This window comes from Paenibacillus sp. FSL F4-0100 (genome assembly GCF_037993005.1).
Classification (GTDB): domain Bacteria; phylum Bacillota; class Bacilli; order Paenibacillales; family Paenibacillaceae; genus Paenibacillus_AQ.
This window is the reverse complement of record NZ_CP150303.1, coordinates 4,217,975-4,237,464: the sequence shown is the minus strand read 5'-3', so window position 1 is coordinate 4,237,464 and position 19,490 is coordinate 4,217,975. Positions and strand designations below refer to the sequence as shown.

The window sequence follows — 19,490 nt, the reverse complement described above, 5'->3', positions numbered from 1 at the left end:
AAGTTGTATTCAATATTATTGAAAGTAAGAAGGGGGATCATATGATGGAATTGCGCCAATTGAATACGTTCCGCACGGTTGCATCAACATTAAATTTCACTCGGGCTGCGGAAGTGCTGAACTACGTCCCCTCCAACGTCACGATGCAAATGAAAGCCTTGGAGGATGAGCTTGGTGTTCGTCTCTTTGACCGCTTGGGCAAGCAGCTCGTTCTCACAACTGCAGGTAAACGCTTTTTAATTCAGATCCAAAGTGTTTTAGACAAATTGGACGAAGCCCGCAGCGTCGTTCATGATAATGAAAATCTTATCGGCACCCTAACGATCAGTGCCAATGAGGTTATTTGCGCCTATCGGCTTCCAGCTGTCTTTCAACTATTTCGTTCACGCTATCCTGGAGTGCGCCTCATCTTCCGCTCCGTTCCCAATCAAGAACTCAAGCAAGCGCTCTTTGAGGGAGCCGCGGATGTCGTCTTTATGTTGGACGAACCCATTCGCTCGAGCGGACTTGAAGTGGAGCCGATGGTGGAAGAAACTTTCCGCTTATTCGCTGCTCCTGACCATCCACTTGTGAAACCAACGGTACTGCAACTGGAAGACTTTCATGGACAAGTATTTCTTACGAATGAAAAGGGATGTCCCTATCGAACCATGTTTGACCGGCAATTTGAGAAAGAGGGCATTGATACGATTACTTATTTAGAGTTTCAAAGTGCCGAAGCCATTAAACAATGTGCAATTTCGGGAATCGGTATTGCCTTTCTTCCTGAAATCGTAACGAAAGCCGAAGTTGAACGGGGCGAACTTGTTGCTCTTCCATGGCAAATTCCGGACTTGCACGTGTATACACAGATGCTATGGCATAAAGATAAGTGGCTTTCACCCATCATATTATCTTTCATAGAAGCAGCAAGGGAAGTTATTGTTATAGAGGAGGAGAATAAAACCGTTTAGCTATTATAGTTAGCTATATTAGTTAGCTACTTTAGCGAATGATTTTGGGGCCCATGCGGATCTAGGATTCACTGTTTACTGCAAAAAACGCGCTGTTATTGGGCCCATGCGGACACACGATCCGCTATTTACCGAAAAACGGTTCATTTGGGAGTTTATCCGGACACACGTTCCGTTAATCTACCCATAACCACAAATTTAGCCCGCAATAACCTACAATAGCGGATCTCATGTCCTCATACATTCGCTAATGGGCAAAAAAAAAGAAATAGCGGAACTACAGTCCTCACACATCGGGGGGGACGATAAGCTTTAAAAGGGGCGTTGGTTCACTCATCATTTGCATTAACCATATTAACCTAACTGAAGCACACCATTGAACCACACGGATTTGATTGCCAGGAATCCGAGATTGTCGTTGTTGGATCACCAAGATTGGAACAGAAACGGGGATACATTCGTCACTACCAGAATATCCACATCGGGTTTGTGCAGATCCATGGCGTTTTTAAAGCTTTCAAGAATATTTATTTACCATTTTGAGCAAATAATTACGGAATTCTTCAACATAGGATTGGGGCTCTACGATTTCTAGATTCGTCCCGAAACTTGCTAAAAATTGAAATCCAATACTGTTCTGAGGAATATGGATAGTGGCTAAGAAATATTCAGAGTTAAAGTTTTCAATGCTCTTGCGACCGTATCTTTCAATGAATTGATCTTTTACACTGGGCGCAATCAACGCCTTGATAGCAACAAGTTGAGGTTGATAACCGGCTTCATTTTGTTCAAATACATAATCTCTAGGGATAAAGGTTTCTTCATCCATATTGAGATTATCGATCCTGGATAATTTAAATGTTCTATAGCTCTGACGATGTAAACAGAATCCCTTTAAATACCAACTCGTTTCGCTAAAATGAAGCTGATACGGCTCAACAATTCGATTCGTTATTATGCCATTTTTATCTATATAATCGAATGAAATTAACTTTCTCCCTATTATCGATTCCTGGCATGTCTTCAAGGTTTGAAGAATCTCGGACCGACCCTCCCAATCATAAAATGAAAGTCGGACTGAACTTTTCAGTGACATGGGGTGAACCATGGCTTCCATTTTTTTAATCGTGATTTCAACTTCCTCGCTAATTAGAATTTGTTCCAATCCGCCGAGTGCAGTCAATATATTTTCTAAGTCGGAGCTGCTTAAAAGACGTTTATCCACCTTGTATTCATCCATAATACCGTACCCACCATGAATTCCATGAACTGAATAGATGGGAATGTTGGATAAGCTCAGTGTTTCCATATCGCGAAGAATCGTTCTTTTGGAAACGTTAAATAATTGTGCGAATTCTTTTGTTGAAACGATATCTTTTTTCAGCAATATCATGATAATGGATATTAATCTCTCAACTTTCTCCATAGCTGCCCCTCTTTTGGTACAAATTTTCAAATGGTGACATGCGTCTGTCACCACTAATAAATTATACTTCATTTATCAAAAGAAGGAGGTACAACTTTATGTCAGCAATTGTATATTTAAACTTTGATGGAATCGCAGAAAGAGCAATTGAATTTTTATTCGGAGGCTCTAAATGCGAACGAGGTAAAAAAAGTGAAATTTAGGGATTTTCCTCAGGATCCAAACTATCCGTTGCCAGAAAATGAACTCGATATGATCATGGAGTCTTCGATAGAATTTGCAGGCGGGAAAATGATGATGTCGGATATTTTGCCTTCCATGAAGGCGGTGACAGGTGAGCTGGTGAAAGGAAACAACGTACTTATTAGTCTAGTCATGGACGATAAACAAACTTTGGAAGAATACTTTAATCAATTATCTGTTGGTGGCCATGTTGTGATGCCGTTATCTAATACTCCTTGGTCTTCGTGTTTTGGAATGCTGGTTGATCAGTTCGGAGTTGCCTGGAAATTTAATAGTGACGCAGATCGTTTCCTTGATAAAGTCAGTTCAAACAAACAGTAACTCATTCAAAACATGGCCTTCCAATGAAAGGGCCATGTTTTGATATTCTCATTAGAAAGGAGGAGGATGGGTTTTAGCTATGGAAATTGAACATGTAATTCCAGTAACATCAAGAGAGGATTTAAGGATTTGGCTGCAGAACCATGGCAAGACTGAGGAGTCTTGCTGGGTCTTGGTTAGTATGACGCCAACCCCTGATAAATTGTTATATTTAGACGTCGTTGAGGAAGCATTATGCTTTGGATGGATTGATAGCGTCAAGAAGAAAATTTCTGAAAGAGAGCTGGCTCAGAGACTATCACCTAGAAGTAAGAAAAGTTCATGGACTGAATTAAATAAAGAACGCGTCCGCCGACTTGAAAAGCTGGGGTTCATGAGAGACGAAGGCAGAATGGTTCTTCCTGAGATGGATCACGATTCTTTCAGACTCGATGGAGTTATTGAGCAAAGACTAAAAGAGGAAAAGCAAGTATATGAGAATTTCATGGCATTTCCAGATCTTTATAAAAGAGTTCGGATCGACACGATACAAAGCAATAAGAATCAGCCAGAATTATTTAAGAGCAGATTAGACAAGTTCATAAACAACACGAGAGAGAATAAAATGTACGGTCAATGGAACGATAATGGCCGTCTACTAGACTATTGATATTTCTGGGTTGAAGGCACACAACCTTAGTTCGGTACTCAACCGGACTAAGGTTGTGTGCCTTACCTATTTTGTCATTGGAACTCTATTGTATTCGACATTATGAAATCAAAAAATTCCTCCCACCACGCCGTTATTTCTGATTTCCATATCTCATCGTCCATTGCTGCTTCTAAACTGAGCAATTCAAATTCATTCCATTTAAATTCAGTATCAGAGCGATTGTTGTATAAATTGAAGACGAATTGATCTTTTCTGCACCTGAAATTGATTTCGCTATCTTATGATATGGATATCTTGCAAGTAAGAAGGAGTTATTGTGTATGAAAATGATACAACGATGGGTAAGCATTTTTTTGTCAACAGTGATACTATCGACCCTCGTCGCCTGCAGTGCGGCTGACGACACGGAGCAGTCTCAGCTCGCTACGACGCAGGAGCCTGTAGCAGCTTGTTCGTAGGCGACTCGATTATTGGAGGACTGACGAACGAGGACCTGCTTCCTGGAGCAAACGCCCTGCAGCAGATGGCGAAGGGGAAGGGAGTAGATTATATTGATTTTGCCCCCATTTTCCGGCAGCACAAGATTCAATACGATGAAGACGGCTCTCATTTCACGAACGCATTTTGCCTTGTCGGATAAGCAGACATTCATCGAGAACTATCGGCAGCTGATCAGCAGCATTCGGAACAAGCTGTCCAAGACAGAAATTCACATCCTGTCGATCCCGCCAGTCGACGAGAAAGCCGTGAAGCAAGAGCCTGCGAACATTACGGACTACAACCAAGCACTTGATCAGTTGGCCGATGAAATGAAAGTCGATTACGTGGACTTGTCAACCCTCTTTGCCGCCAACAAAATCCGTTACGCGGACAACGGCGTTCACTTCAAGCCGGATTTCTATCCGCTGTTTCTGGATTACCTGATGGAATTCGTAAAGTAGGGAAGTGGCAGGTTAGGAGTGAGTGCCGCCAGACTTACGGTTTTGGTCCCGAGATAGATTAGAGTTCTGTCTTGATAACAACGTTTGTCTAGCATGTCAAAAAGTGCTAATATCCAAATGATGCACATACTGGTCAGTCTAAGGGGCTAATGTTAAGCTCATTAAAACTTGAGAGGTTGTCACATGTCTAAAACAATAATGATTGTAGAAGATGAGCAGATTTTACGAGAAATCATAAAAGATTATTTGCTTGAAGAAGGTTATGAAGTGCTTGAAGCGGACGATGGAAAAAAAGCTCTGGCGCTATTCCAGGAACATGAGCTGGATCTGATCATTCTGGATATCATGCTCCCTGAGTTGGACGGATGGTCCGTATGCAAACGCATCCGAAAAGTATCAAACGTTCCAATTATCATGCTGACGGCCCGTTCGGATGAGGATGATACCTTGATGGGGTTTGAACTGGGAGCCGACGACTACGTAACCAAACCGTACAGCCCTGCAATCCTGCTGGCCCGGGCGAAGCGGCTTTTGGAGAGCAGACAGACCCGGGACCAGGAAGACGATGCATTGTCCAGCAACGGTATTTCCATCCACTTTCCATCCCGAACGGTTACGGTGGATGGGATAAACTGCAGTTTGACGCATACGGAATTTGAAATTTTGGCTTATCTGATGAAAAACAAAGGAATTATTATCACCAGAGAACAGCTGATTACAAAAATCTGGGGGTATGATTTTGTCGGCGACGATCGGACTGTCAACAGTCATATCCGCAATTTGCGTTCCAAGCTAGGGGAGCATGCCAAGCATATTGCCACGATTGTTCGATCAGGTTATAAATTCGAGGAGAAGTTATGAAAAAAGGCATTGTTCTTAAGCTGTTCCTATTAACGACGGGATTATGCTTGTTCATTCTTGCCGTGATTTTTATAGGGCAAACCGTATTTTTCAAACAGTATTATGTTCACCAGAAAGTGAAGAGCGTTAACAAGGCGCTGCAGGCTTATGAACAAATTGACTTGAATCGTGCCGCGAACGCCCAAGAGATGGTCAAGCTCGAGCAAGACTTCTATCAAAAGAACAACACATGGATCGCGACGCTGGACGCCCGGGGGAATCTGAAATATACCGAAGATTACATCATGGAAATCAAGCTGGAACATTCGGATGATGCCATGTTCTCCAATAAAACGTTGAACGTACCTCTATACAGTTTTATCAACGTAGAGGACTTCAGCAGCAATAATCCGTTCCTCACTCCTTGGATCAAAGAAGGGGAACCGATTGCGATCGAAGGCTTGATCATGAACAATCAGCCGGTGATCCAGCGGATGGCGATGCACGCATACAATCTGAGAGAGGAAAACCAGCTGGAAAATCGGCAGATGGTGAACAAAGAGGGCGAGGTCCTCAATCGAACGAACGTAATCCAATATCGTGAAAAATATCCCGGATTTCTGGTCAAAGGAACCATTGCGAAAGTCCGGATACCGAAAGGCGCAGAAGTTTCTCGTTATACGAATCACTTGTTTCTGGACCGTATCAAAGCTTTCCAAGCGGATCTGCTGTACGGCGACTATGATCCTGCCGTGAATTCGAATCGGATTATGGATGTCGAGGAATACCGCGTGGACTATAAAATTTTCGTGGACCGCATTCAAGATGGTGACGGTAATCCGGCATACTTGTTCGCGATGACGTCGCTTCAGCCGGTCAACGAAGCCGCGGGAATGATCCAAAATTATTATGCTTACATCATTATCGCGACGCTTCTCCTCGTGATGCTGGCATCGTTCTATTATTCCCGCCAGATCGCCAGGCCGCTGTTGCGCATCAACCGCACCACCCGGCAAATGGCAGACCTCGATTTCTCCGAGAAAATCCCGATCACAACAAAGGATGAAATCGGGGACTTGTCGCGCAACATTAATGAGCTCTCCGAGCGGCTGCACTCCCATATTCTCCAGCTTGAGCAGGACATCGAGAAAGAGAAGCAGCTGGAGAATACGAGAAAAGAATTTATATCCGGCGTATCTCATGAGTTGAAAACGCCGTTAAGCGTCATACAAAGCTGTCTTGCGATTTTGAAGGACGGGGTGGCAAGCCATAAAAGGGATTATTACTTCAAGGCGATGGAAGACGAAGTCAAGAGAATGGATCTGCTGATCGTGGACATGCTAGAATTGGCAAAATATGAATCGGGAACGTATAAAATGAACAAGGATTCCTTTTATATCGACACCGTCATCGAGCGGACATGCGCAAAAATGGCTGTGGACATTGCGGGCAAGCAATTGCATCTGCATACTTCGCTTGAACCTATTGAAGTTGTGGGGAACGAGCTTCGGATTGAGCAGGTCATCGTCAACTTCCTCACCAACGCAATTCGTTATACGCCGGAGCAGCAGTCCATACTCGTAACAGCCACGGAAGAACAGGACACCGTTAAAATTTGCATCGAAAATAAAGGAACCCGCATTCCGGACGAACAGTTGGAGAAGATCTGGGACCGGTTTTATCGCGGCGAGCCTTCCCGAAAACGGTCGACTGGAGGGACCGGGCTTGGCCTTTCCATCTCCAAAAAGATTCTGGAAATGCATGGTGTCCCATATGGTGTAACCAACACTCCCAATGGAGTCCTATTCTATTTTCATTTGAATAAGAAAGCGTAGAACCCGGTTCTGCGCTTTTTTAATTTATGTCTACTGAGAAAGTACGTCGATAGACGTTTTTCTTATGCAAGGAAGCAACCTGCAGCGCAAGGATCTGCAAAGTGTCGTGAAGCGTGCAGCAGACGAGGGACACTATATTGGCGGGCACAGCATGACTCATCAATACAATAGACTGTATGAAGAGAGGCAATTCGTATCTGAGATGAAAGACAACTTGGCGTTCATCCATGAAATTACAGGTAAACAACCGAATTTGGTACGTCCGCCATACGGTTCAGCGCCTGGACTGGACGATAAGATGCTGCGCGACCAAATTGCCCAAGAAGGAATCAAGATTTGGGATTGGACCATTGAATCGAATGATTGGCAACTGAAGGATCACCCGGATCAAATTGTCGAGAATATCAAACAAGCAACAAAAGTCGATTTGGAAGTCGTATTGATGCACGAAAAGCCGCAAACGCTGCAGGTTCTTCCGGAGATCATCGAATTCTATGAAGAAGAAGTCTACCAATTTGGTGTTTACGACGATAACGAGCATTTTCACTTGAATTTTCAAAAGGATCATCGCTTGTAGACGCAGCAATAGCATCCTTTGGAACAGGGAGCTGTTCTTGAAGGTCTCTTATGGACCTGTCAGGAACAGCTTCCTTTTGTTTGCCGCAACCTAAGCCTAATACTCTATGGAAGTTTGATATTATCTGCACCTTATCTTTATCTCTGAAGATTACACTTTTTTCAGGAGGAGGAGAGAACGTATGAAAAAAGGCAGCTCGATTATAAACACCCTTTTGTCTGTGCTGGTGATCGTTCTGCTGTATCAACTTGTTTCCGGGGAAGGGACAGCAAGCGACCGTAAAACCGGCATGGATGTCCGCTCGGATAAGATAAGAATGCTAGAACACCAGCCAGAAACCCCTTATAAGGTCGTGATTGATTCAGGACATGGCGGTAAGGATAACGGTGCAACGGGAGCCAGTGGAAATTTTGAGAAGGATTTTACGCTGCAGGTAGCACTTAAGGTAGAAGAACTGGCGAAACAGGAGCCGCAAATTGAGGTGGTTCTCACTCGATCAGAAGATCGCTTTATATCTTCGATTGACCGGGAACGGCCGGAAATCGGCAATCAACTGGGCGCGGATTTGTTTATATCCATTCACGGGAATACGTACGAAGACGCTAGCGTTTCTGGTACTGAAACCTACTATTACCATGAAGATTCCCTGTTCTTGGCGGAAATTTTGCAAAAGCATATCGTCCAAACCAGCGGATTTCGGGACCGGGGAGTAAAAAAAGAGGATTTCTTCGTCTTGAAGGATTCGAACATGCCGGCGGCTCTAATCGAAATGGGTTATTTAACGAATCCGCAAGAAGAGAATGAAATGCTGTCGGAAGATTTCCAATACCGGATGGCAAGCTCCATCCTAGACGGAATTAAAGAAGCTCTAAATTTAAATTAAAGAGAGGAACATGAACATGAAAAAAATAGTTACAACCCTACTAATTGGGAGTATTACACTTGCTTTAGCAGCATGCGGAAACGAATCCACAAGCTTAAGTCCGCAGCAACCGACCACTCAAAACCAAGGACAGGCAACGGTATCAAAAGGCTCAGTAGAAACCGCGTATCAAACACTCTTCCAGAACAGCATATTTTTTGGGGATTCCATTACGGAGGGTTTATCTTTCCATGATGTGCTGAAAGAGGGGAATGTTCTGGCAGGCGCAGGTAAAACAGCGGAGTTTGCACTTCAAGATATGGATGAGTTGATCAAGCGGGACCCGGAACGAATCTTTATCCTCTTGGGTTCGGATGACATTTTATGGCCAGCGGATAACCCCAAAGCCTATTCCATGAAAAACTATGCGAAGCTGATCGGTACGATCAAGGAAAAACTTCCACAAGCGAAAGTAACCCTTTTATCAGTAACTCCGGTGACGGCGAAAGCGGAAGAACTGGAACCAAGATACAAAAATATCAATGATTATAACCAAGGCTTAAAAGAGTTGGCGGAGAAAGAGAACATCGGATATGTTGACTTGTTCCCAATATTTTCAAACGGCTCAAATGATCTGTACGACTCGGACGGCATTCATTTCAAACCGGAGTTTTACACTAGAATGCTGGATCTGCTAAAAGATCAAGTGGAATAGCATGCAATGGATCAATCAACATGGGGGTGTGAGTATTGGTCTTTAGCAGCCTAATATTCCTGTTTCTCTTTCTGCCGGTCACCATTCTGATCTATTACGTATCTCCGATGAAATTTCGAAATGCTGTCCTCCTTGTTGTCAGCCTGATCTTTTATGCATGGGGAGAGCCTTTATACATTTTTATTATGATCTTCTCCACGGTCTTCGATTATATCAACGGGCTGCTGATCGATAAATATAGACATCGGAAGCTGATTGCCAGATCGATTTTTATCGGCTCGATGGTCGGCAGTCTGGGGATTCTCGGTTTTTTCAAATATGCGGATTTTGTCGTGGACAACATCAATCAGTTGTTTCATATGAATATCCAAGCAGCTGATCTGCCGCTGCCTGTGGGCATATCTTTCTATACCTTTCAAACGATGTCTTATGTCGTTGACGTTTACTTGGATAAAGTATCGGTGCAGAGAAATTTCATCTCTTTTGGGGCATATGTGACCATGTTCCCGCAGCTTGTAGCGGGTCCCATCGTCAAATACGGCGATATTGCGGAACAGCTTGTTTCCCGTAAGGTGTCGCTGGACCGTTTTGGCGAAGGGGCGGAACTGTTCATCAGGGGACTTGCCAAAAAAGTGCTGTTGGCCAACAATATCGGATTATTGTGGGCGAGTGTTAAAGCGACGCCGATCGAGGAAATGAGCGTACTCTCCGCCTGGCTGGGCATTACCGCATTTACACTGCAAATCTATTTTGACTTCAGCGGTTATTCTGATATGGCACGGGGACTGGGGAAAATGTTCGGATTTGATTTCATGGAAAATTTCCGTTATCCCTACATCTCTAAAAGTGTAACCGAATTTTGGCGCAGATGGCATATATCGCTTGGGAGCTGGTTTCGGGAGTACGTTTATATACCGCTTGGCGGTAATCGATCAGGGTTTAAGAAGCAGCTCCGGAATTTACTGATTGTATGGTTTTTAACCGGATTATGGCATGGCGCCAGCTGGAACTTTATCGTGTGGGGCTTGTATTTCGGATTCTTTGTGATCATCGAGAAACTATTGCTTCTGCAATGGTTGGAACGCAGATCTGCTTTTGTCGGCCATGTCTATACGCTTCTGGTCGTCATCATCGGCTGGGTTTTGTTCGAAATGGAGACACTCTCTTCCGCTTGGCGTTTCATTGGCGCGATGTTCGGTTTCGGCGGGCATGTTTTTGTGGATCAGCAGGCGCTCTATGATTTGTCTACGAATGTTGTATTACTAGTCGTATTGGCATTCTGTGCGACTCCGCTTCCGGGAAAGATGTTATCCTTCATAAAGGAAAAATGGAGAATTGCCGGCATAATTGCCGTACCGGTTATCTATTTACTATTCATGGTTCTGTCGACGGCTTATTTGGTCAATGCAACCTACAATCCGTTTTTATATTTTCGATTTTAAAAGGGGACAGCCATGGGATATTACAAAAATTTCAAAATTAAATTGCTGGCTTTATTGCTGCTCCTGTTTATAAGCATAATCGCAGGTCTTAATCTTGCGGCGGCGGATCGTACATTATCGGAATCTGAGAATCGGATGCTGGAGCAGCTGCCGCATTTCTCACTGAAAGCATTGGTGTCTGGTGATTTCACTCTTGATTTCGAAAAATATGTGTCCGACCAATTTGTTTTTAGAGACTTTTGGATCGGGACAAAAACCGATACGGACCGCATGATGGGGAAAAAGGAGAACAACGGAATTTACATCGGCAAAGACGGGTATCTGATTCAGAATTTTATTCCCCCTGCAGAAGAGGATTGGAAGGGGAAGGTTGATGCCATTCATGCGTTTGACCATGCCACGCCCGGGTTGAACAAATATGTGATGCTGGTGCCAACGGCAGCGGCTCTGTATAAAGACAAGCTCCCGAAATATGCCATGGTCGGCGATGAAGAAGCGTACCTGGAAAAGGTCCGGCGCTTCCTGCATTCCAATATTCCTTTTGTCGATGTGTTCTCCGCTTTATATGCCGAACGGGAGCAACATGTTTTTTATAAAACCGATCATCATTGGACGACGAAAGGCGCTTATATAGCTTACCTGGAACTTTGCAGACAAATGGGGCTGACACCACAGAAAGAGGCAGAGTTTAACATCCAGCAAGTAACCGATGAATTTTACGGCTCACTTTATTCAAAAAGCGGTTTCAGACATATACAGCCCGATCGCTTGCAGCTTTATTTGCCAAAGGATCAAGAGAAATATACCGTAACGTATGTCGATGAAGAGAAGACCACGGATTCATTGTATGCGATGGAGCAGCTGCAGAGGAAGGATAAATATGCGGTGTTTCTTAACGGTAATCATGCACGAATCCGTATTAAAACGGCTAATCCGAGCGGTAGAAAGCTGCTGGTGGTTAAAGATTCGTATGCTAACAGCCTGATTCCTTTCTTATTAAAGCATTATAGCGAAATACATGTGGTAGACCTTCGGTATTATGAGGAGGATTTAGCGTCGCTTGCGAACGAACAGGGGATCCAGGACATGCTATTGCTTTATAATGCGAATACGTTTTTCGAGGACCCATCCATAACAAATTTAACGGAGTGATCAAAATGAAAAAACAATGTACAGAAAAAAGAAGTTTTTACTCGGTTATGCTTGCATTCGTCGTCGTGATTGGCGTTTTGTCCGGATGCGCAGGCAAGGATGACAAGACTTCAGAACAACTGTCGGCTACCGAAATCGGAAAAAGTATCGAACAGGCAGTGAGCCTAAAAGAAATGAAAAAGCAGGATCTGAATAAGCTGCAGAAATTGTATAAGATGGATACAGACAGCGTGGATGATTTTATTCTTTATACGTCTACATCGAATGTAAAAGCTGATGAATTGGCCGTCATCAAGCTAAAGGATGAGCGTCAGGCAGAAAGCGTCAAAGAGAATATTGAGCAACGAATCGAAGCACAGAAAATGAAATTCAAGGATTATCGACCAGATGAATACTTTCTGGTCGATCATCATGTGTTAAAGACGAAGGGGCCATTTGTCTTTTTCGCGGTTTCTACAGAGGCTGATTCAATGGAGCGTACGTTTGACAGCGCATTTTAACAGAAAGCCTAACTTGAGCAGTAGACCCCGTATCACAAGCGACGCTATGGATTTGGAACCAGCGTGTGGAAAGGCCGGCGAAACCCAAGACGAGGAGCGGGGAGATGGAACCTGTTGTTGGCTCAGATGTCGCTTTATCGATTGTCAGCCTTCAATTGGCCACTCTTTGTGTGGTTGAACATAGATGCTATATAAGAAGCCAAATGCACAAGACTGACAAGTGACCATACAACAAGCCATATGATGGGTGACGACAGGGTAGTCCAGAGGCCGAACCAAGGCAGTACGCGTCCTCCGCCGATAAACGTTACTAGTGGGGAGAGGGACAACAGAATTAAGATAGGAATTAGCTTTCCGACCATGATCAGAATCAAACGAATGGTCCTTAGCCGTTTCTTCCTCCGACGGATACGAACATAGCCATACGCTCCCCATATAAGCGTCGCGAGGATCAGCACAATCATGATGGTCTCCATGTTTCGGTCGTTAAAAAAAGAGATTTCGGGCTGCTCTCCCCTCATAATATCCGCGATTCCATCGATAAACGCCGAGTAATTCACAAAAGCGTTCAATCCCGAATTAAACATCACTGAAATCCCCATCTGCTCGTCCAAATAAATCGTTTCTTCCGACTTGTACGTCCAGAAAATGCCGCTGTGGGATATCGTTCGACCGCCTGATTCATCTTGATCTGCGAGCCAACCCATGCCATACGGCGCAATGTCTCCGGCTGAATGAAATTGATTCATCAGCGCCGGGGGAAGAAGGTTGCCGCTATACTGGGCAATCATCCACTTGGACATGTCTTCCGCGGTTGAAACGATGCCTGCGGGACCGTCAATGAACCACAGCGGCTCCGAGCGACTCAAGGAACGACCTAGAATCGAGTAATGACCCGGTGGGATAGCTTCATTCCCATTGATTTGCTGCGTAGTGCTGACACTGAAGGTATGGTTCATACCCAGAGGTTTAAAAATATGACGATCCAGGTAATCCGAAAAACGCTCTCCGCTTATGCTTTCCACGAGGTTCGCCAACAGCATGTAGTTGGGATTATGGTAGCTGTAGGTTGTTCCAGGTTCATGTGCGAGCTCAACCTCGTTTAATAACGGGTTTGCCTCAATCAGTGAGTGGAACTGCGGAGTCCTCGTCATATCGGGATTTGTTCTGTCATTAAGGCCGCTGGTCTGATTCAATAAATGTCGGACCGTAATGTCACGGACTCGGGAATCCCGAGGCGAAAGTTCGGGAAAATAGGAAACGTAAGCCTCATCCAGATCAATCCGACCTTTATCTACCAGCTGCAGCACGGCTAAAGCGGTAATGGACTTGCTTAGCGAAGCAATGGGAAAGGGCGTATCGCCCGTTATGCTTTGGCCATCAGCAAATGTACCGTAGCCTTTTGTATAGAAGACCTCGTCGTTATGGGATATCGCTACAGACGCACCTCCGATGTGATTGGCCTTCATGCTCCGGATCATGTATTCGTCAATGTCCCCCAAAATTTCGGTACGGTCTCGGACTTCCAACGTGGATACGGACTTCGCCAACACGGTCCATAACAGAAGCAAGCAGGTAATTGCGATAAGCATTCTTTGTTTTGTTCTCGGCATCATAGCACTCCTTCAATCGTGATAAGGAAATGCTAACGGATAATTATCAACTATTTATCAACTCCATTCCAAAACGTGCCGTCACGCACCCACCGCCGTGAGGTCTATTTTCGACCTGCAGGCTCCCATCATGTATTTCGCAAAGCACCTTGCAAACATAAAGTCCTAGCCCACGATGTTCGGTTGCATCCCACACCTCCCCGCGGTAAAAAGGAAGCGCAGCCTTGTCCAGGGCATCGTCCGAGAAACCGGGTCCGTCGTCCGTGACGGTAATATGGATTGAGTCATCCTGGATGACATAACAAGCGTTCACCTGACTGGTTGCGTGTCGCGCCGCATTGACTACCAGATTCTCGAAAACCTGCATGACGACATGGGCATCCACGTTTATTATGGTATTTGCGTTTTCGATGGAAGAGACGAAGCTTTTGCCGAGCTGCCTAGCAATTTGTTCGGCACTGTCGTTCAGCAAAACCGTCAACGGGATCATATCCATCGGTTGGCGATGCACCGGGACGTCCTCCAGCTTCTGAATCGAGTTCATGGCCTCCGCATAGTTTTCCAGACGAACGATGTGAAGGTTCATGGTATGGATCAGGTCCAGCACCTTTTCTTCTGACAATTTCTTTTCGGGGTAATAGGTGGCGAGAAACTCCGCGTACCCTTTCAGCACAGATAGGGGCGTCCTCAGATCATGGGCGAAAATCGCATTGAGCTGCTTGCGCTCCTCAACCGATCGCCAGATTGTCCTAATATTTTTTTCCAATTCTGAGCGCATGTTTTCAAAAATGGTGATCAGCTCGCCCATCTCGTCCCGGCTGTCATAGGATATGCTGAAGTCTAGATCGTTGGCCGAAATATTCTCGGATGCTTGCTTCAATATCTCCAGCGGACGTTTTAGTTTCCATCTGTAAAATAGTATAGCCATGGTGACAATTCCGGCTGCCACGGTGAGCAGCACCGCCGCGACGAGGCAGGGCAGAATCCAATCGGTCTCACCAAAACGCTGCCTCAGGTTCTCTGCCCAGGCGAACTCCAGAGTGATGATGGCCAGTACGGCCAAGATCGTGAGAACGCATAACAGGATAAACGATTGCAGCAAGGTAAGTCGTTTTAGCAGTAGCCTATTCATGATCTCGACCATTTGTATCCTACGCCCCAAACCGTCTCGATTCGATCGTCGCAGCTGTATTCCTTTAATTTGGCGCGAATTCGCCGAATATGCTCGGCGATAACGCTGCTATCGCCTTCATCGTCAAGACCCCAGATTTTTTCGTGAATGCGCTCCTTCTCGAACACCGTGCCGGGGTTCAAGGACAGCAATTCGATAATCTCGAACTCTTTTTTAGCCATAGGAATGCGTGTATCCTGAAAATAGAGTTCCCGGGACGTATAGTTAAGGATCAAATCATTGTTAAACCGCACCGAGGTTTTCGTTTGAATTCGCTGTTCCCTGCGCAAATGCGCTTCGACCCTGGCGCCGAGCTCGCGAATACTAAAGGGTTTCAGGATATAGTCATCGCCCCCTGCTCGAAAGCCGGCTACTTTATCGGCATCTTCGACTCGAGCGGTTAAAAATAAGATTGGGCACGAGACAAAATCTCTGATGATTTCGCATACTTCAAGACCGTTCTGCCCAGGCATGTTGATATCCAGCAAAACGAGATCGGGTCCTTGTTCCACTTTACGCAGGGCCTCCCGGCTGTCCTTGGCCGTCATGACGAAATACCCGTTGATTTCAAAGTAATCGGTCAGCAGCTTTCGAAGATCCGCTTCATCGTCCACGATCAGTATTTTATACACTCATGTTCATCTCCCGTATCCAATGTTTGATATCAGCATATCAAAGATGATTCAGCAGACCAATCCGTTTTTTATCGGAGGATAAGAACATGTAGCTTTAGGAGTCGCGAACTCGCAGCTTTTTTGTTAAAGGAATAGTTCCACTTAAGTGATGGAGGTTTGGGAAAAGAGTCACCATCGAGTCGATAGGGATGAACCGGGTTGAAACTGGGCTCCATCCCGATGGATCCGTTGAGGCTTTCTTTTTTAATAAAGGATTTTAATTTTTTTGGGATTCCAGCTCTTGTAATGAATAAAATTAATAACGGAATTAATTAAATTAATTTTATGTGCATTTACAAATTGAATATATTGATTTATAATTCAAAAAAAAGAAAGGAGTAGAGCATGAAATATCCCATCATCACACAGTGTCCTGTATGTGACCACCAACTGCACGCCGTTAAGCTGGAATGCGGACATTGCCGAACGACGATTGAGAATACGTTTGAATTATCAAAGCTGGCTCTACTCTCGCCCGAACAACTCCATTTTGTGATCACCTTTCTAGTAAACAGAGGCAATATAAAGGAAGTGGAGAAAGAGCTGGGCATATCTTACCCGACGGTACGGGGCAAGCTCAATGATATCATTACAGCCCTCGGATATGATACGCGGAAGAAGCCGGAAGTTGATGAGAAGAAAGTCATTTCCATGCTGGAGAATGGCGATATCACCGCGGATGAAGCGGTCAAAATGTTGAAGGATGAATGAGCCTATGCTTCCGAAGCGAGTTTTTACGAAGCCGATTCAGGAAGCATCGTTCACAAAAAACTTTTAGGAGGAAGAAACGATGAAAGAAGAAATCAGTAAAGTGCTGTCCATGATGCAGGAAGGCAAAATTGATTCTGACAAGGCTTCGGAGTTGATCGACGCGCTAAAGGAGAAGCAAACGGCTCATCCATCACATGCCGTGCAGGTGCTGGGGAAACCCGACTATTCGAAGAAATTCTCACCTTCATCCGGCGGTTATTTAGACAAAACGTTGAAAATACGGGTAACCTCCCAAGAGAACGATAATGTCAACATCAATTTGCCGATTAAACTGGTAAAGGCTGTTCTCGGAGCGGGGCACAGCATTGCGTCCAATATTCCGCAGGCCGCGAAATATGTGAAGGATATCGATATTGATCTGCTGATCGATGCAATCGAGAATGAGCTTGACGGGCAAATCGTTGACATCCGCTCCGGTGATAAGGATACCGTCACTGTAGTGATTGAGTGATGGGTTATGATAATTGTGAAGGTTAAGAGCAAGGAGCACGCTTTTACGATTCCAGTCCCATATGCCGTATTGCGTATAGGGAGCGGTATCCTGACTTCCAATTTAGTCCAGCGCAAAATGAAGGATTGGCTGAGCAAGCACGACGGACACGCGGGTGAGCACTTGAGCCGGAAGGATGATTTCGATTCGGACTGCAGCCGGTTTGGGATTGAACTGGTGCAGTCGATTCTCGAAAACGAAAGCACGAAGCAAGCGATCAGGCAGCTCATCAAGGAGTTGCAAGGTTGCAAAGGGACGGTTCTGGTCGATGTCCAGACTCAGGACGGCACGGAAGTGTTGATTAAATTGTAGGCGAAGCTTTCATTTATTGCGTCTCTACATATTGCCAGAACCAAAGAAGGCAGAGATATAACGTAAATGACACTCCTTGACCGTAAGTTATATATTGTGTTAAGTTTTTCATGTGATTACAATGATGAATTGAATGGGAGGGATAAAGTGATGACTGCTTCTGAAATTGTAGATGTAAATGTGAACCTGTCATTTAAGGCGATGTTTGATCAGGTTCACAAAATAACAAATCAGATACCGGAACTTTATCCTTCTATGCATATATACAGTTCGTGACTTATTTATAGGTAGTCTCTTATTTCTGTATAGGTATAGTTAGGTTAATGTACGCAAAAAAGCACCGGTGAGCTGGTGCTTTTTTGCGTTTTCTCCGTTTAAAGGGAGATAGATATGAAGCATTTATCGAAGTATGAGAAAATTCGTAAGATCTTATCGGCTCTAAAGCAACCTAATTATAGATATGCGCAAATAACAGAGGCAATCTTCAGGAACAGGATTGGAACTTTTGAAGCAATGAACAACTTGCCTAAGCCATTAAGAAATGAACTAATCAAAGAGCTTGGAAACAATGTGTTAAGGATCACACCAAAAATGGAGCAGAAATCCAATCAAGTTAGTAAAATTCTGTTTGCCATCCCTGGCGATGAATTCATTGAGTCCGTAAGGTTAAGTTATAAAACTGGATGGGAATCCTATTGTATCTCTTCGCAGTGTGGTTGCGGATTTGGTTGTACATTTTGTGCTACGGGAACACTTGGTTTGAAAAGGAATCTCACAACGGATGAAATAACGGATCAACTTCTTTACTTTACTTTGAATAACTATCCCTTGGACAGTGTGTCCTTTATGGGGATGGGAGAGGCACTTGCAAACCCATATGTATTTGATGCATTGCATGTGCTGACGGATCCTAAACATTTCGGTTTAGGACATCGAAGAATTACGGTTTCCACAATAGGTATATTACCTGGAGTAAAAAAGTTGACGAAGGAATTTCCACAGATTAATTTAACCTTCTCCCTACATTCACCGTTTAATGATCAACGAAGTGAGTTAATGCCAATTAACAATCATTTTCCATTGGAGGAAGTTATGACCGTGTTGGATAAGCATATTCAACAAACGAAGCGAAAGGTCTACATTGCTTATATCCTGCTGAGGGGTATCAACGATTCAACTAAACATGCTGAAGCTGTTGCAGATTTGTTGCGTGGCAGAGGGTCATGGGAACATTTATATCATGTCAATCTAATCCCTTACAATTCTACTGATGCCACATCACAAAGTTTTGTAGAGTCGGATCAGAACAGCATCAATATGTTCCTTAAAATCTTGAAGTCAAAGGGGATTAACGTCACCGTCAGGACCCAATTTGGATCAGACATTAACGCAGCATGCGGCCAACTATATGGATCAAACGGGAAAATTTAATAACTCGATCAACTGACCAGGGGGAATACAATGTCCCATAAAAATACATCGATAACACATGTGATTCTCCATGCAGAGCCGGTTTTCAGCATTTGCATGGAGTAGCCAACAAAATTTAAACTGGCTTTGCTACTTGAACTATAATTTCAAGGAGTGAGTCGTTCGTGAGATATATTAATGCTACTGTCGTCTTGCCGGAGGAACTAGTTGAAAAACTGCAGGATTATATACAAGGAGAATACCTCTATATACCCGCTAAAAAAAATGAACATAAAGTCTGGGGAGAGCTGTCCGGCGCACGAAAAGAGATTAACAAAAGAAATAATGATATTCTGAATGCATATTTAGCTGGCGCCTCAGTCGAGGAACTCGCAGAATCATTCTTTTTATCAACCTATGCTATCAGAAAAATAATATATCAGAAATAGATGCCTACTTTTCCCTTCAAGAGTGCTAAACACGAGCACTGTTACTCTTGAAGGGATTTTTATAATGAAAAGAAGAAATCTGCACTCTGAGTACACACTACATGTTAATTAGCATTAGTTCTGAGTTAACAAATATAAAAT

21 protein-coding genes and 2 pseudogenes are annotated in these 19,490 nt (G+C 44.2%); 19 read left to right on the top strand and 4 right to left on the bottom strand.

The window, feature by feature from the left end:
- Positions 1-44: 44 nt before the first annotated feature.
- Entirely contained in the window at positions 45-953 is a 909-nt protein-coding gene (locus MHH48_RS19025) for a LysR family transcriptional regulator (protein WP_076321511.1), read from the top strand.
- A 517-nt stretch (positions 954-1,470) separates the two neighbouring features.
- Here the strand turns inward: MHH48_RS19025 and MHH48_RS19020 are convergent.
- Entirely contained in the window at positions 1,471-2,379 is a 909-nt protein-coding gene (locus MHH48_RS19020; protein ID WP_076321510.1) for a YafY family protein, read from the bottom strand.
- 98 nt (positions 2,380-2,477) lie between these two features.
- Here MHH48_RS19020 and MHH48_RS19015 point away from each other — a divergent pair.
- The 13 genes and pseudogenes from MHH48_RS19015 to MHH48_RS18955 all read left to right on the top strand — a co-directional run bounded on the left by MHH48_RS19015 (position 2,478) and on the right by MHH48_RS18955 (position 12,459).
- Positions 2,478-2,943, top strand: a pseudogene (locus MHH48_RS19015) (VOC family protein).
- Positions 2,944-3,022: 79 nt separating this feature from the next.
- Positions 3,023-3,592, top strand: coding sequence for a YdeI/OmpD-associated family protein (locus tag MHH48_RS19010; protein ID WP_076321509.1), 570 nt, complete (start codon positions 3,023-3,025; stop codon positions 3,590-3,592).
- A 323-nt stretch (positions 3,593-3,915) separates the two neighbouring features.
- Positions 3,916-4,053 carry a hypothetical protein gene (locus MHH48_RS19005; RefSeq protein ID WP_256720440.1) on the top strand — a complete coding sequence of 46 codons (138 nt, stop codon included), beginning with the start codon at positions 3,916-3,918 and terminating at the stop codon, positions 4,051-4,053.
- Positions 4,044-4,235, top strand: coding sequence for a hypothetical protein (locus tag MHH48_RS19000; protein WP_256720439.1), 192 nt, complete (start codon positions 4,044-4,046; stop codon positions 4,233-4,235). Before MHH48_RS19005 ends, MHH48_RS19000 begins: the two co-directional genes overlap by 10 nt.
- Positions 4,189-4,536 (top strand): GDSL-type esterase/lipase family protein, encoded by a 348-nt coding sequence (locus MHH48_RS18995; protein WP_256720438.1) that lies wholly within the window; start codon positions 4,189-4,191, stop codon positions 4,534-4,536. Before MHH48_RS19000 ends, MHH48_RS18995 begins: the two co-directional genes overlap by 47 nt.
- A 183-nt stretch (positions 4,537-4,719) precedes the next feature.
- Positions 4,720-5,397: a response regulator transcription factor gene (locus MHH48_RS18990; protein WP_076321507.1), complete on the top strand. Its 678-nt coding sequence runs from the start codon at positions 4,720-4,722 to the stop codon at positions 5,395-5,397.
- Positions 5,394-7,211, top strand: coding sequence for a HAMP domain-containing sensor histidine kinase (locus tag MHH48_RS18985; RefSeq protein WP_076321506.1), 1,818 nt, complete (start codon positions 5,394-5,396; stop codon positions 7,209-7,211). The genes MHH48_RS18990 and MHH48_RS18985 overlap by 4 nt, the downstream gene beginning before the upstream one ends.
- Positions 7,212-7,269: 58 nt before the next feature.
- Positions 7,270-7,788 (top strand): annotated as a pseudogene (locus MHH48_RS18980) (polysaccharide deacetylase family protein); the annotation flags it as partial.
- A gap of 181 nt (positions 7,789-7,969) precedes the next feature.
- Complete coding sequence (locus tag MHH48_RS18975; RefSeq protein WP_076321505.1) at positions 7,970-8,671, top strand: N-acetylmuramoyl-L-alanine amidase; 702 nt, start codon at positions 7,970-7,972, stop codon at positions 8,669-8,671.
- A gap of 10 nt (positions 8,672-8,681) precedes the next feature.
- The gene (locus MHH48_RS18970; protein ID WP_076321504.1) at positions 8,682-9,365 is read left to right on the top strand and encodes a GDSL-type esterase/lipase family protein; all 684 of its coding nucleotides are present in this window, start codon (positions 8,682-8,684) and stop codon (positions 9,363-9,365) included.
- A 35-nt stretch (positions 9,366-9,400) separates the two neighbouring features.
- Entirely contained in the window at positions 9,401-10,807 is a 1,407-nt protein-coding gene (locus MHH48_RS18965) for an MBOAT family protein (RefSeq protein WP_076321503.1), read from the top strand.
- A 12-nt stretch (positions 10,808-10,819) separates the two neighbouring features.
- Positions 10,820-11,959 (top strand): DHHW family protein, encoded by a 1,140-nt coding sequence (locus tag MHH48_RS18960; protein ID WP_076321502.1) that lies wholly within the window; start codon positions 10,820-10,822, stop codon positions 11,957-11,959.
- A gap of 5 nt (positions 11,960-11,964) precedes the next feature.
- Positions 11,965-12,459 carry a DUF4358 domain-containing protein gene (locus MHH48_RS18955; protein WP_076321501.1) on the top strand — a complete coding sequence of 165 codons (495 nt, stop codon included), beginning with the start codon at positions 11,965-11,967 and terminating at the stop codon, positions 12,457-12,459.
- A gap of 134 nt (positions 12,460-12,593) precedes the next feature.
- Here MHH48_RS18955 and MHH48_RS18950 read toward each other — a convergent pair whose 3' ends face one another.
- The 3 genes from MHH48_RS18950 to MHH48_RS18940 are packed head-to-tail and all read right to left on the bottom strand — an operon-like array spanning position 12,594 to position 15,875.
- Positions 12,594-14,075 (bottom strand): serine hydrolase domain-containing protein, encoded by a 1,482-nt coding sequence (locus MHH48_RS18950; protein WP_340386558.1) that lies wholly within the window; start codon positions 14,073-14,075, stop codon positions 12,594-12,596.
- A gap of 43 nt (positions 14,076-14,118) precedes the next feature.
- The gene (locus tag MHH48_RS18945; RefSeq protein ID WP_076321499.1) at positions 14,119-15,216 is read right to left on the bottom strand and encodes an ATP-binding protein; all 1,098 of its coding nucleotides are present in this window, start codon (positions 15,214-15,216) and stop codon (positions 14,119-14,121) included.
- A complete protein-coding gene (locus MHH48_RS18940) occupies positions 15,201-15,875 on the bottom strand; it encodes a response regulator transcription factor (RefSeq protein WP_076321498.1) in 675 nt (224 codons plus the stop codon). Before MHH48_RS18940 ends, MHH48_RS18945 begins: the two co-directional genes overlap by 16 nt.
- Before the next feature lie 387 nt (positions 15,876-16,262).
- Between MHH48_RS18940 and MHH48_RS18935 the strand changes: the two genes are divergently transcribed.
- The 5 genes from MHH48_RS18935 to MHH48_RS18915 all read left to right on the top strand — a co-directional run bounded on the left by MHH48_RS18935 (position 16,263) and on the right by MHH48_RS18915 (position 19,349).
- Positions 16,263-16,628, top strand: coding sequence for a DUF2089 domain-containing protein (locus MHH48_RS18935; protein WP_076321497.1), 366 nt, complete (start codon positions 16,263-16,265; stop codon positions 16,626-16,628).
- A gap of 79 nt (positions 16,629-16,707) precedes the next feature.
- On the top strand, positions 16,708-17,139 hold the full coding sequence (locus tag MHH48_RS18930; RefSeq protein ID WP_076321496.1) for a hypothetical protein: 432 nt from the start codon (positions 16,708-16,710) through the stop codon (positions 17,137-17,139).
- Between the two features lie 6 nt (positions 17,140-17,145).
- Positions 17,146-17,490, top strand: a complete 345-nt coding sequence (locus MHH48_RS18925) for a hypothetical protein (RefSeq protein WP_083659587.1) — start codon at positions 17,146-17,148, stop codon at positions 17,488-17,490.
- 390 nt (positions 17,491-17,880) lie between these two features.
- A complete protein-coding gene (locus MHH48_RS18920) occupies positions 17,881-18,921 on the top strand; it encodes a Cfr family 23S rRNA (adenine(2503)-C(8))-methyltransferase (protein ID WP_076321495.1) in 1,041 nt (346 codons plus the stop codon).
- Positions 18,922-19,085: 164 nt separating this feature from the next.
- Positions 19,086-19,349 carry a CD3324 family protein gene (locus MHH48_RS18915; RefSeq protein ID WP_076321494.1) on the top strand — a complete coding sequence of 88 codons (264 nt, stop codon included), beginning with the start codon at positions 19,086-19,088 and terminating at the stop codon, positions 19,347-19,349.
- Positions 19,350-19,490: the final 141 nt, after the last annotated feature.

Excerpts from the sequence above, each read along its gene's own strand:
- MHH48_RS19025 (WP_076321511.1), top strand. The coding sequence starts at position 45 with ATGGAATTGCGCCAATTGAATACGTTCCGCACGGTTGCATCAACATTA.
- MHH48_RS19020 (WP_076321510.1), bottom strand. The coding sequence starts at position 2,379 with ATGGAGAAAGTTGAGAGATTAATATCCATTATCATGATATTGCTGAAA.
- MHH48_RS19010 (WP_076321509.1), top strand. The coding sequence starts at position 3,023 with ATGGAAATTGAACATGTAATTCCAGTAACATCAAGAGAGGATTTAAGG.
- MHH48_RS19005 (WP_256720440.1), top strand. The coding sequence starts at position 3,916 with ATGAAAATGATACAACGATGGGTAAGCATTTTTTTGTCAACAGTGATA.
- MHH48_RS18995 (WP_256720438.1), top strand. The coding sequence starts at position 4,189 with ATGAAGACGGCTCTCATTTCACGAACGCATTTTGCCTTGTCGGATAAG.
- MHH48_RS18990 (WP_076321507.1), top strand. The coding sequence starts at position 4,720 with ATGTCTAAAACAATAATGATTGTAGAAGATGAGCAGATTTTACGAGAA.
- MHH48_RS18985 (WP_076321506.1), top strand. The coding sequence starts at position 5,394 with ATGAAAAAAGGCATTGTTCTTAAGCTGTTCCTATTAACGACGGGATTA.
- MHH48_RS18975 (WP_076321505.1), top strand. The coding sequence starts at position 7,970 with ATGAAAAAAGGCAGCTCGATTATAAACACCCTTTTGTCTGTGCTGGTG.
- MHH48_RS18970 (WP_076321504.1), top strand. The coding sequence starts at position 8,682 with ATGAACATGAAAAAAATAGTTACAACCCTACTAATTGGGAGTATTACA.
- MHH48_RS18960 (WP_076321502.1), top strand. The coding sequence starts at position 10,820 with ATGGGATATTACAAAAATTTCAAAATTAAATTGCTGGCTTTATTGCTG.
- MHH48_RS18955 (WP_076321501.1), top strand. The coding sequence starts at position 11,965 with ATGAAAAAACAATGTACAGAAAAAAGAAGTTTTTACTCGGTTATGCTT.
- MHH48_RS18950 (WP_340386558.1), bottom strand. The coding sequence starts at position 14,075 with ATGATGCCGAGAACAAAACAAAGAATGCTTATCGCAATTACCTGCTTG.
- MHH48_RS18945 (WP_076321499.1), bottom strand. The coding sequence starts at position 15,216 with ATGGTCGAGATCATGAATAGGCTACTGCTAAAACGACTTACCTTGCTG.
- MHH48_RS18935 (WP_076321497.1), top strand. The coding sequence starts at position 16,263 with ATGAAATATCCCATCATCACACAGTGTCCTGTATGTGACCACCAACTG.
- MHH48_RS18930 (WP_076321496.1), top strand. The coding sequence starts at position 16,708 with ATGAAAGAAGAAATCAGTAAAGTGCTGTCCATGATGCAGGAAGGCAAA.
- MHH48_RS18925 (WP_083659587.1), top strand. The coding sequence starts at position 17,146 with ATGATAATTGTGAAGGTTAAGAGCAAGGAGCACGCTTTTACGATTCCA.
- MHH48_RS18920 (WP_076321495.1), top strand. The coding sequence starts at position 17,881 with ATGAAGCATTTATCGAAGTATGAGAAAATTCGTAAGATCTTATCGGCT.